Origin of the sequence: Streptomyces sp. NPDC046805 (assembly GCF_040645355.1) — a bacterium.
Taxonomy (GTDB): domain Bacteria; phylum Actinomycetota; class Actinomycetes; order Streptomycetales; family Streptomycetaceae; genus Streptomyces.
Genome location: NZ_JBEYYC010000075.1, coordinates 1 through 6,757, shown reverse-complemented (window position 1 = coordinate 6,757; position 6,757 = coordinate 1). Strand labels below are relative to the sequence as shown.

Annotated in this window: 6 protein-coding genes and 1 pseudogene; 2 read left to right on the top strand and 5 right to left on the bottom strand. The window is 69.7% G+C overall.

The window, feature by feature from the left end:
• From ABZ910_RS36070 to ABZ910_RS36050, 5 genes and pseudogenes are all read right to left on the bottom strand, one after another.
• Positions 1 to 236 (bottom strand): hypothetical protein (locus ABZ910_RS36070; protein ID WP_361373631.1); only part of this gene is annotated, 236 nt, incomplete at its 3' end.
• A gap of 555 nt (positions 237 to 791) precedes the next feature.
• The gene (locus ABZ910_RS36065) at positions 792 to 917 is read right to left on the bottom strand and encodes a SapB/AmfS family lanthipeptide (protein WP_361373627.1); all 126 of its coding nucleotides are present in this window, start codon (positions 915 to 917) and stop codon (positions 792 to 794) included.
• A gap of 8 nt (positions 918 to 925) precedes the next feature.
• Positions 926 to 1,880, bottom strand: a pseudogene (locus ABZ910_RS36060) (lantipeptide synthetase); the annotation flags it as partial.
• Between the two features lie 651 nt (positions 1,881 to 2,531).
• Positions 2,532 to 3,749, bottom strand: a complete 1,218-nt coding sequence (locus ABZ910_RS36055; RefSeq protein WP_361373625.1) for an MFS transporter — start codon at positions 3,747 to 3,749, stop codon at positions 2,532 to 2,534.
• A complete protein-coding gene (locus tag ABZ910_RS36050; RefSeq protein WP_361373623.1) occupies positions 3,746 to 4,336 on the bottom strand; it encodes an XRE family transcriptional regulator in 591 nt (196 codons plus the stop codon). Before ABZ910_RS36050 ends, ABZ910_RS36055 begins: the two co-directional genes overlap by 4 nt.
• Here ABZ910_RS36050 and ABZ910_RS36045 point away from each other — a divergent pair.
• Both ABZ910_RS36045 and ABZ910_RS36040 read left to right on the top strand, forming a co-directional pair.
• Positions 4,335 to 4,856, top strand: coding sequence for an N-acetyltransferase family protein (locus tag ABZ910_RS36045; protein WP_361373621.1), 522 nt, complete (start codon positions 4,335 to 4,337; stop codon positions 4,854 to 4,856). The two genes, ABZ910_RS36050 and ABZ910_RS36045, sit on opposite strands and share 2 nt — an antisense overlap.
• 143 nt (positions 4,857 to 4,999) lie before the next feature.
• On the top strand, positions 5,000 to 6,580 hold the full coding sequence (locus ABZ910_RS36040; RefSeq protein WP_361373629.1) for an IS1182 family transposase: 1,581 nt from the start codon (positions 5,000 to 5,002) through the stop codon (positions 6,578 to 6,580).
• The last annotated feature ends 177 nt before the right edge of the window (positions 6,581 to 6,757 follow it).

Below are 6,757 nucleotides of genomic sequence, written 5' to 3'. Positions count from 1 at the left end.
AGATCACGGTAGAGCGGCGAGCGCACGAGCAGCTCCTCATGCGTGCCGCAGTCGGTGTGCGTGCCGTCCATCACCAGGACGCGGTCGGCACGGCGCGCCGAGCTGATGCGGTGCGCGACGACGACCAGGGCGCCGCCGGGCCGCTCGCGTACAGCGAGCAGAGGCATCCCGGCGAGCACGACGAGCGCGATCCACACATCGGTGAGAGCCAGGGCGACCAGCCCACCGACCGGCATGAGAACGGCTGCGAACAGGGGCAGTGAGCGCCACCGGCACCGTTCCGGTCTGAGCAGCGTTGCCGACCAGCCGCGCCACGAGATCGCCGTGCGCGAACCGTTCACCGGCCCGCGGCCCGCAATCCAGCAGATGCCCCAACACTCTGCTGCGGATACGGGCCGTGGCGCGGGCAGCGCCGACGGCCCTCACGACGTCGTCGAGCGCTCCCAGCACCACGGTGGCCACCGTGAGGGCGGCACACAGCACCAGCCATATCCCCAGCCTCCCCCCGCCGCCCCGACAGCAGCAGGTCCAGCGTCCGCCCGAACACAGCAGGCAGCGCCAACTCGGTGGCAGCCAGCAGAACACTGACCACCAGGACGACCACGGCAGGCGCGGCGCCACGGCGCACCGTGCCCCGCAGAAACTGCCGTGCCACGGTTGGGGCTTCAGGCATGAGGGAGTCTTCCTGATCCACTTCACCGGCCAGCCCCACACGACACCGGCCCCGGACGGCGAACGGAGCCGTCCGGGGCCGGCGGGGCAAATACCCCGGTGTCACTGGGTGAGCCGGCTCACACGCACAGGAGCAGGCTGAGCGCGCTGGCGCCACACCCCTTGCTGGCGGCACTGTGGTTACCCAGGTCGTCGTCTTCAGGGACGTCGAGGGTCTGGAGGTCGAGAAGTGCCATGTCGATCATCCTTTCCATCATTCCGTGGGGACGGGTTGATTTTCTGTCACGACCCTGGTCGGGCCGGTCCGTGGGCCGCCGCCGGACGCCCGAGGGCGGAAGGCCGGAAGCGGCGGCAGGAAGGGCAGCGAGGCCGGATGCCCGGCGTCAGCCGCGCCGAGGGCGAGCAGACAGCCGGCGGTGCCGGTGGCAAGATCCATGGACAGCCGCATCATCTGGTCACCGGGGAAGGCGATCTCGCCCTCGTACGGCACGGCGTACCAGCCGAGCGCGGCGATCTGCGCCTCCACGTCGCCGCGCGGCGTCCCCGCACGCGCGAGGTGCAGGATCATGCCGCGCGCCCCTCGAAGAGGCCGGGCTCCGCGTAGTACCGCGACCGGGCCATCGGCGCGATGTCGCCCCGGGCCCGCGCGAACTCCTCGTCGCCCGGGCGGTGGACGAGGTAGTCCTTGATGACCGTGCCGATACCGACACTGCCGGTGCCGAGATACGGCATGGTACGAAAACCCTCGTCCACCGCGAGGGCGCCGGTGTCGTCCCTCACGCACCGCGCCAGGTCGGCGCGGAGCGCGGACGCCGCATGGTCGAGAAGCGCGGGCTCGCCGGTGGACTCGCACAACCGCAGGAAGAACAGGGCCGGACCGGTCGCGCCCCGGAGCAGCCCCGCGCGCTTGCCCGCTGCAGGGTCCTTCTGGGCGAGGAGGCGCGCTGCCGTCAGCGCCTGGTCGCGCAGCCCCGACTCCCCCGTCGTACGGGCGGGTGATCGAGGGCGAGTCCGAGGCTCGCGAGTCCGCCGTTCAGGTCGGGGCCGAGGATCTGCCAATTCTCGTCGAGGACGCGGCCCATGAGGTCGAGGGCGCGGCCGGTGTGTCCGAGCCGGTCCAGGAGATACGCCACTCCGGCGAGGCCGTCGTAGAAGCCCAGCCGTGTCCCGTCGGGCGGCGGATCGGTGTGACCCAGGAGCCATTCCTCCCACAGCGGACACACGGTCCAAGCGGTCCGGCGTCTCATAGAAGACACCGTCGACCAGACAGAAAACCTCGTACCGCTTGTCCATCATCCCTCCCCCCGAGGCAGCACCGACGACAGTTCCACCCCACCCCCGGAGACGGACAGTCACACACGTCACCAACCCACCATGCAAAACCCACAAGTCAACCTACGTTCCCCCCACATTCGACCAACCAACAACAACCCCCGGCCACCCCACCACAGAAGAGACGACCTCCCCGCCCACCAACAGCCCGAACACAATCACCCCCGCGTCCCCCACCCCGCACCCGCCACCGGACCACCAACAACCGTCCGGAAGCCAAGAAACCGGAGAACCGGAGAACGAGACCGCGCTCAACAGCACCCAGACCCCACGCGTAGACAACCCCCTGCTTGAAAAAGGCAGTCTGAGGGCGAACCCGTGAAGTTGGACACCAAGCGTCTGCCGTCCTGGCTGATCCGGCGGCAGCGACCGCTCCCTGATGCCAACTGCTGCTCGTCCAGGGCAGAGAATCGGCAATGATCGATGGCGGCTTGGTCGGACACGCGGCGCAGACTGCCCGGTGGGCCCGAGCGCGAACCAGAGCATCGACCGGGCACCTTCCTGCTCCGCCAGGCCGAGCCTGGGCACTACTCATTTCCGCGAACGCGGGACAAGACGGCAGCCTTGGCCCCGCCGGATCGTGGCGGGTTGCCGGCGCCGATGAGTCCGAGGAGCGCGGCAAGGAGGAGCGCGGCGAGGGCCGTGATTGTGGTGCCCTGCCAGCCGACGGTGTCGAGCAGGGGTGCGGCGAGGGCCGTGCCGATAGCGCCCATCGTGAAATACAGCACGAGATAGATGCTGCTGAGGCTGCCGGAGCGTTGCGGGTCGAGGGCAATGACGCGGCTCTGGTTGGCGGCCTGGGCGGCGAAGCAGCCTCCGTCCAAGAGGGCGAGGCCGCCTGCTGCCGCCGGCGGGGTTTTGAGCCCAGTGACCAGCAAGGCGGTTCCGGCGGCGGCGGTCAGCGTGGCGACGGCTATCACGGCTCGGGGGGCGTACCGGTCGGTGAGGCGCCCGGTGAAGGGGAGCGCGATGAAGCCAAGGAGTCCGGCCAGGCTGTACAGGCCGATGGCTGCTGGCCCCAGGGCGTGGGGCGGCTTGGCCAATGTGAGAGTCAGGGCGACCCAGACGACGTTGAAGGCGAAGTACCACAGCCCACCTATGACCACGGCCAGGCGCAGTTGGGGGTGGTGACGCAGGAGAGGGGGAAGCGAGGCGAGGGTGGTGCGGTAGCTGTGTTCGGAGCGCGGCCGTTGCCGTGGCAGGAGCAAGTGGGCGGCGATCGCGCCGAGCAGGGCGAGCGCGGCGAAGACGACGAGCATCCTCTGCCACCCGAGAACCTCGGTGAGGCTCCCTCCCACCAGGCGGCTGAGCAGGATGCCGGCCGACATGCCGGCGGCCACCGTGGCGACGCCCGCTCCGCGCCGACCGAGCGGGGCGTGGCGGCCGGCGATGTTGCTGGCCTGTGCAGCAACGCTGGCGGCAGAGCCGATGAGCACGTAGGCGGCCAGAAGCGAGATGGGACCGGGTGCCGCTGCGGCAAGGGCGAGGGCGGCGGCCAAAGCGGTGAGCTGTGCGGTGACCAGGCGGTGCGGGGCGATGTGGTCGGCGAGCGGGAGCAGGAGTGCGAAACCGGTCATGCACCCCGCGAGCGCGGCGGTCGGGACCAGGCCGATCACGGAAAGGGGGACACGCAGGTCGGCGGCAACCGTGGTGAGCGCGGGCTGGATGGCGTAGTTGTTCGCGATCGCCGTTCCGGCTATGGCGGCCAGGAGGCACGTGCCGCCCGGGGGCAGCGGGCGCGTCACGGCTGGATGCCCCGGGTAAGGATGACGGCGTAGCGGCACGTGGTGTCTGTGGTGTTGGCGAAGACGCGCTCGACGGGCTCGCCAAGCTCGAAAGTGCCCCCCGCGTCGAGTTCGTGGACCACATCGCCGTCGTGGAAGGTCAGGTGACCGTCGAGGACCCAGACGACCTGCCGTACGAAGGCGAACGCGGCGGCCGGATACGGAACGCGTGCGCCCGCGGGCAAGTGGATCTCGGCGATCTCCGCTGGGAATTGCGGGCTGGTGATCTGGCGGCGCCGGTAGCCGGTGGCAGGGTCACGCCATTCGGACGCGCCGTCGCGGCGGCGCACTCCGGCGACTGTGGCCGTGTCGTCCCGTGTTCCCTCGGCGAGAGCCAGCAAGGAGGCGACGCTGAGCCGAAAGGCGGCGGACAGCTTCCCGAGGACGACGGCGGTGGGGCTGCTCTCTCCGCGCTCGATCCGGCTGATCATCGCCTGGGAGACACCGGAGGCCTCCGCGAGCTGGGCCAGGGTCCACCGCCGGCGTTCGCGTTCGGTGCGGACACGCGCAGCGATCTGCCCCACCAAGGGGTCTACTATATTAGACATGACACCAATATACGAGAGAGGGTGCGTCGCCGTGACGGTCCGCCCGGCCCGCCACGGCGACGCCGAGGCCATCCGCGCGATCCGCAACCATGCGATCGAGCACTCGACGGCCCTGTGGACGCAGAGCCCGCAGGCCCCCGCAGAAGGGGCGGTCTGGCTGGCGTCCCACCTGGGGCGCGGCTCGGCGTTCGTCGCCGAGGTGGACGGCGAGGTCGCCGGGTTCGCGGTTTACGGCCCGTGGCGGCAACTGGACGGATACCGCCACACGGTGGAGGACTCGGTCTATGTCCGCGAAGGCCAGCATGGACTCGGCGTCGGCTCCGCACTGCTCGCCGCGCTCATCGCCGCGGCACGTGATGCCGGTCACCACGTCGTCATCGCCGACATCGAAGCGGAGAACACCTCGTCGATCCGGCTACACGAACGGCATGGGTTCCGCTATGTCGGCACAGTGCCAGAAGTAGGCACGAAATTCGGCCGATGGCTCGACCTGACGATCATGCAGCTGCCCCTGACCTGACCCCCCGTCGCAGTGGGCGCCGTTGTGGCGCGGGAGCTTCGGAGCGTCGTGGACATCGGATGACTGCCCGCTAGAAGGCTCATGAAGATCTTGGGGTTCTGGCCCTGCCGCGTGAGCGGCAGGGCCAGACTCGTCGTGTGGCGATGGGCGAGTGGGTCGGCGAGACCGTCGGGCCGGACGTGTGGGAGACCTGTCGGGATCTGATCCCGGCAGGCAGTGTGTTCGCGTTCTTGGCCGAGCATCGTGCCGAACTGTTCCCGGCGGCGATGTTCGTTGACATGTATCCGTCCGCGAACGGGCGGCCGAGCATGCCGCCGCAGATCCTGGCCGCCGCGATCACCTTGCAGGCCCTGCACGGGCTGTCGGACTTCGAGACGGTCCAGGAACTGCGGTGCGACCTGCGATGGAAGGCCGCGTGCGGTCTTGGCCTTCACGACATGGCGTTCGATCCGTCGCTGCTGGCCTACTTCCGCCGCCGACTGGCCCGTTCCACCCGCCCGAACCGGGTGTTCGAGGCCGTGCATGAGGTGGTGAAGGCCACCGGTGTCCTCAAAGGCAGGCATCGCCGGGCGCTGGACTCCACCGTGCTGGACGACGCGGTCGCCACCCAGGACACCGTCACCCAGATCATCGCCGCCGTCCGCGCGGTGATCCGCGAGGTCCCCAAAGCCGCCGAGGTGGCAGCGGTGCAGTGCACCGCCCACGACTACACCGACCCGGGCAAGCCGAAGATTGCCTGGAACGACGAGCAGGCCCGCGCCGAGCTGGTCGACGCGCTGGTCGGTGACGCGCTGCGGTTGCTGGGCCACCTGCCCGAACAGCAACTCGGCGAGAAAGCCGCGAACGCGGTAGGCATCCTGGCCCTGGTCGCCGGCCAGGACGTCGAGCCCGCCGAGGACTCCGACGGCCGTGACGGACGCTGGCGCATCACCCGGGGCACTGCCCCCAACCGGATGGTCTCCACCGTGGACCCCGAAACCCGGCACGTCCACAAGACCCGCAGCCACCAGCAGGACGGATACAAGGCCCACTTGGCCGTCGAGCCGGAGACCGGGTTATATACCGCGGTTTCCCTGCGGCCCGGCGCCGGAAGCGAGCACCATGAGGCCGCTGTCGGCCTCGACCTCCTGGCCGACGAGGAAATGCTGGTGGACGCCTTCGGCGACACCGCCTACTCCACCGGCGACGCCCGCCACACCCTCGAAGAAGCCGGGCATCGGCTGTTTTTCAAACCCGCCCCGCTACGGCCCGCCGTCCCCGGCGGCTTCACCCTCGACGACTTCGCCATCGACACCCTCGCCGCCCTGGTGACCTGCCCTCAAGGGCACACCGTTCCCCTCTCCGACCCGAGCGGACAGCACCACCAGCGCAAAGCATCCTTCGGGAATCTGTGCACCGGATGCCCCCTGCGCGAACGGTGCACCAAGGCCAAGGCCGGCCGCATCCTGACCATTCGCCCGCACCACGACCTGCAAACAGCTGCCCGCGACCAGGCTGCCAACGACCCGGAATGGCAGGCCGACTACCGCCGCTGGAGACCACCGGTCGAACGCGCGGTCGCCTGGCTCGTCCAGCACGGCAACCGCCGCCTGCGCTACCGCGGAACCATCGCCAACGACGCCTGGCTCCACACCCGAGCCGCCGCCCTCAACCTCCGCCGACTGATCAACCTCGGGCTCACCCGAACCAACGACACCTGGCAACTCACCACGGCCACCGCATAGCCAAAGGGGCTGTCCAGCCTCCGGCCGGACAGCCCCTCAACAAGATCTTCATCAGCCTTCTAGGGCCTGTCCGGCGAGGGGATGCCTTCACGTCTCGGCGCGGCGGAACTTACGGTTTGTGGGTTACCCAGAGCAGTTCCGCCGGCCAGCGGTGTGCCCAGTCGGGTGGGTCGGTTT